At 71.2% G+C, this 2731-nt stretch carries 4 protein-coding genes; 3 read left to right on the top strand and 1 reads right to left on the bottom strand.

Annotated features, from left to right (window positions below):
- Window positions 1-871, bottom strand: an 871-nt coding sequence (locus ABZ215_RS43600) for an aldo/keto reductase (protein WP_354956816.1), incomplete at its 3' end; no start/stop codon positions are given.
- Between the two features lie 100 nt (window positions 872-971).
- Between ABZ215_RS43600 and ABZ215_RS43605 the strand changes: the two genes are divergently transcribed.
- The 3 genes from ABZ215_RS43605 to ABZ215_RS43615 form a co-directional block, all read left to right on the top strand.
- Window positions 972-1646, top strand: a complete 675-nt coding sequence (locus ABZ215_RS43605) for a DUF998 domain-containing protein (protein ID WP_237338032.1) — start codon at window positions 972-974, stop codon at window positions 1644-1646.
- Between the two features lie 74 nt (window positions 1647-1720).
- Complete coding sequence (locus tag ABZ215_RS43610) at window positions 1721-2482, top strand: beta-ketoacyl-ACP reductase (protein ID WP_123685990.1); 762 nt, start codon at window positions 1721-1723, stop codon at window positions 2480-2482.
- Window positions 2483-2484: 2 nt separating this feature from the next.
- A partial coding sequence (locus ABZ215_RS43615) for a MaoC/PaaZ C-terminal domain-containing protein (RefSeq protein WP_354956818.1) occupies window positions 2485-2731 on the top strand: 247 nt, incomplete at its 3' end.

The raw sequence follows: 2731 nt of genomic DNA on the forward strand, positions 1-2731 counted from the left end.
TCATCGCCGCGGTCGTCCTCGGTGTCGCGGTCGGGATCCTGTTCCCCGGCTTCGGCAAGAGCCTCGCCTGGCTCGGCACCGGGTTCGTGAACCTGCCGGCGGGGGCCAGCGACGAGAACTCCGCGGCCGCCTCGACGCCCGTCGCGTAGTCCACCCCGCTGAACGTCTCGCCCTGGTCGAACGCCTCGCCGTGGCGGTTGAACGTGCGGTGGTCGTTCGCGGCGAACACCGTCTCCTTCGTGTACCGGCCGGACAGCAGGCCGGACGCCAGCGGCACCCGCGCGATGATCCCGACCCCCGCCTCGGCCGCGGCGGGCAGCACCCGCTCCAGCGGCTTGAGCCGGAACGGGTTGAGGATGATCTGCACGCTCGCGGTGCCCGGCCGGGCGATCGCGGTCAGCGCCTCGTCGCAGGTCTCCACGCTCACCCCGTACGCGGCGATGCGCTTCTCCGCCACCAGCGCGTCCAGCGCGTCGTACACCGCGTCCCGCGAGTACACCGGCGTCGGCGGGCAGTGCAGCTGCACCAGGTCGAGCGTGTCCACCCCGAGGTTGGCCCGCGACCGGTCGGTCCAGGTTCGGAAGTTGTCCAGCGTGTACTCGTCCGGGTCGAGCGGCGCGCGGCGGCCCATCTTGGTCGCCACGAACACGTCCGGGTGGTCCCGCAGGAACCGCCCGATGATCTGCTCGCTGCGCCCGTCGCCGTAGACGTCCGCGGTGTCGAAGAAGGTGACACCGGCCTCGGCCGCGGCCGACAGCACCGCGAGCGCCTGCTCGTCGCCGACCTCGCCCCAGTCCGCGCCCAGCTGCCACGTGCCGAGCCCGACCACTGACACCGCCCGGCCGGTCCGGCCGAGTACCCGTTGCTCCATGCCGCCGATACTAGGCGCACCCACCGACAGTCCCGCGACGGCGCGGAAACCGCCCGTGAGATCACAAAACCCCCACACCCGCGCACTTAAACTGGACCGGGTGACCACCACCCCGGCCCTCGCCCGCGCCCCGCGGATCCTCGCCCTGGCCTGCCTCGCCGCGATCGCCGGGGGCGCCGCGCTTGTGCTGCTGCTGCAGTTCCTCCCGCCCACCGACCAGATCAGCCCGGTGCGCCGCACGATCAGCGAGTACGCGCTGAGCGCCAACAAGTGGATCTTCGACGTCGCGGTCCTGCTGATCGCGGTCGGCTCCGCGGTGCTGTTCGCCGCGCACGTGCTGATGCGGGCACTGCCGGTGCGCTCCGCCGCGGTCGTGCTGGGTGCACTGTGGACGGTGAGCCTGCTGGTGGTCGTCGCGTTCCCCAAGACCGACTGGTCCGTCGGGCCGAGCCTGGGCGGCGTCGTGCACCGCTACGCCAGCGTCGTCGGGTTCGTGTGCCTGCCGGTCGGGCTGCTGTTCGCCGCGCGCCGCATCTTCCCGGACTCGCCGGGCTGGCGCTGGGCGGCGCGGGTGCTGGCGATCGTCTCGCTGGCGTGGTTCGGGCTCATCCTCGGCGCGGTCGGTTACATGCTGGCCGGCGGCGGCCCGTGGTGGCGCACGATCCCGCTGGGCCTGGTGGAACGCCTGCTCGCGGCCACCGAACTGCTCGCGCTCGCCACGCTGGCCGTCCCGTTACTACGATCGAACCGAGCCGAGGTGACCCAGGTCACTTAGGCGCTCCGGGCCGGAGGCGAGTAGCTTTCTAAGCGCTCGCTTACCGACGCGCTCAACGACGAGGAGGAGTTCCCGTGACCGAGTCCCACTCCCGGGTCGCCATCGTGACCGGCGCCGGCCGAGGCATCGGCGCCGCGGTCGCGCGCAAGCTGGCCTCGGACGGTTTCGCCGTCGCACTGCTGGACCTCAACGAAGAGTCCGTGAAGCAGGGCGCGGAGGACATCGTCGCGGCCGGCGGCAAGGCCATCGGGGTCGCGCTCGACGTCAGCAACACCGAGCAGGTCGAGGCCGCCGTCGCCCGCGTCGCCGAGGAGCTGGGCGCGCCGACCGTGCTGGTCAACAACGCCGGCATCACCCGGGACAACCTGATCTTCAAGATGACCGACGAGGACTGGGACTCGGTCATGAACGTGCACCTCAAGGGCTCGTTCCTGATGACCCGCGCGGTCCAGAAGCACATGACCGAGCAGCGCTGGGGCCGGATCGTGAACCTGTCCAGCACCTCGGCGCTGGGCAACCGCGGCCAGGTCAACTACTCCGCGGCCAAGGCCGGCATGCAGGGCTTCACCAAGACGCTGGCCATCGAGCTGGGCAAGTTCGGCGTCACCGCCAACGCGATCGCCCCGGGGTTCATCGAGACCGACATGACCGCGGCGACCGCCGAGCGGCTGGGCGTGCCGTTCGAGGACTTCAAGGCCTTCGCCGCCAAGGAAATCCCGGTGCAGCGCGTCGGCAAGCCCGAGGACATCGCCAACACCGTGTCGTTCCTGGTCAGCGAGGGTGCGGGCTTCGTGTCCGGCCAGGTCATCTACGTCGCCGGCGGACCGAAGGACTGAGCATGCGCGTCTTCAACGGGCTGGACGAGTTCACCGCCGCGGTCGGCGAGCAGCTCGGCGCCAGCGACTGGCACACCGTCACCCAGGAGCAGGTCAACACCTTCGCCGACGCCACCGGCGACCACCAGTGGATCCACGTCGACGTCGAGAAGGCCAAGCAGGGCCCGTTCGGCGCGGCGACGTCGTCGCCGTCGGCGCGGGGCGGGTCGGTGACGATCACCTTGTTCACGCCGGGACCTCCTCGGCGCC

The organism is Amycolatopsis sp. NPDC006131, assembly GCF_040614175.1.
Taxonomy (GTDB): domain Bacteria; phylum Actinomycetota; class Actinomycetes; order Mycobacteriales; family Pseudonocardiaceae; genus Amycolatopsis_E; species Amycolatopsis_E tucumanensis.